Annotated in this window: 1 protein-coding gene; it reads left to right on the top strand. The window is 67.6% G+C overall.

Features of this window, described 5'->3' with window-relative positions; translation table 11 throughout:
- Nucleotides 1-55 precede the first annotated feature (55 nt).
- On the top strand, nucleotides 56-1,706 hold a 1,651-nt coding region (locus tag KGQ19_RS48500), incomplete at its 3' end, for an ISAzo13 family transposase (protein WP_230420575.1).

Below are 1,706 nucleotides of genomic sequence, written 5' to 3'. Positions count from 1 at the left end.
AGGGCTCGTCGAAAAACAATGCGTCGGTTCCGGAAACAGGGCACGATGATGTGCTATGGCGATCGGTGAGGGTGTCGAGGTGGCGTTGGCGGCGAAGTTCCAGGCGGTGTTCCCGCATCTGGATGAGCGGCAGCGGCGGTTGCTGGCCGGGGCTGAGGCGCGGGTGCTGGGCCATGGCGGGATCAGGGTGGTGGCCCGGGCAGCCCGGATGCGGGAGGGCACCGTCTCCGACGGGGTCCACGAGTTGGAGAGCGGCGCCGAGGCCCTGGGCAGGGTGCGGCGCCCCGGCGGCGGCCGCAAACCACTGACCCAGACCGATCCCGGGCTGCTTCCGGCACTGCTGGCGCTGGTGCAGCCTACCGAGCGGGGCGATCCGGAGACGGTGTTGCGGTGGACGACCCGATCCACCCGGGACCTGGCCCGGGAGCTGACCGGCGCCGGCCACAAGATCGGCGCCGACACCGTCGGGGAGTTGCTGGCCGCCGAAGGATTCAGCCTGCAAGGCGCCGCCAAGACCATCGAAGGCACGCAACACCCCGACCGCGACGCACAGTTCCGCTACATATACGAACAGGCCACCGAATACGGCACCGCCGACCAACCAGTCATCAGCGTCGACACCAAAAAGAAGGAACTGGTCGGGGACTTCCACAACGCCGGACGCTCCTGGCGCCCGGCCGGGGATCCGATCAGAGTCAAAGACCACGACTTCCCCGACCAGGCCCTGGGCAAGGCCATCCCCTACGGCATCTACGACCTGGCAGCCAACACCGGCTGGGTGAACGTCGGGATCGACCACGACACCGCCGCATTCGCGGTGGAGTCGATCCGCCGCTGGTGGAACAACGTCGGCGCCGACACCTACCCGACCGCGACCCGGCTGCTCATCACCGCCGACGCCGGCGGCTCGAACTCCTCGCGCACCCGGGCCTTCAAGACCGAACTAGCCGCCTTGGCCGTTGAAACAGGCCTGGCCATCACCGTGTGCCACTTCCCGCCGGGCACCTCCAAATGGAACAAGATAGAACACCGGCTGTTCTCCGCCATCACCATGAACTGGCGCGGACGCCCACTGACCAGCTACGAGGTCGTCGTCAACAGCATCGCCGCGACCACCACAAACACCGGGTTGTGCGTGGACGCCGCCCTGGACACCAACACCTACCCCACCGGGACCCGGATACCCGACCGCCAAATGAACGCCCTGCCCCTGACCCGCCACCACTGGCACGGCCAGTGGAACTACACCCTGAACCCGATCGAGCACCCCCGCCAGGACCCCTACAAACCCACCCCCCTCGACCAACCCAGCCCACACCTGGCCTGGCTGCGCCACCAGGGCCTGACCGGACTGGCCGCAAACGACTTCGACGCCCTAATCGCCACCCTGGCCGAACTACACCACACCCAACACGAAGCCGACCTGGACAAACGCCGAGGCCACCCACGCAAGACCAGCCAAAGCACCGGCCACCACACCGGCCTCACCCTGGCCGACCGCTACCTGGCCACCATGCTCTACCAGCGCCACCAGCTCACCCAGGGCGCCATCGCCGACCTGTTCGGCGTCCACCCCGTGACCATCAACAGGCACACAGCCGAAATCCGGCGACTCCTACAGGCCGCAGGCCACCAGATCACACCAGCCGGCGACCACCCCACCACCTTGAACGACCTCCACCAACTCGCCACCGACACCGACACCG

It is taken from the genome of Catenulispora pinistramenti, from assembly GCF_018274385.1.
GTDB classification, from domain to species: Bacteria; Actinomycetota; Actinomycetes; order Streptomycetales; family Catenulisporaceae; genus Catenulispora; species Catenulispora pinistramenti.
The sequence above is the reverse complement of the archived record's forward strand: the minus strand, read 5'-3'. Positions and strand labels throughout refer to the sequence as shown.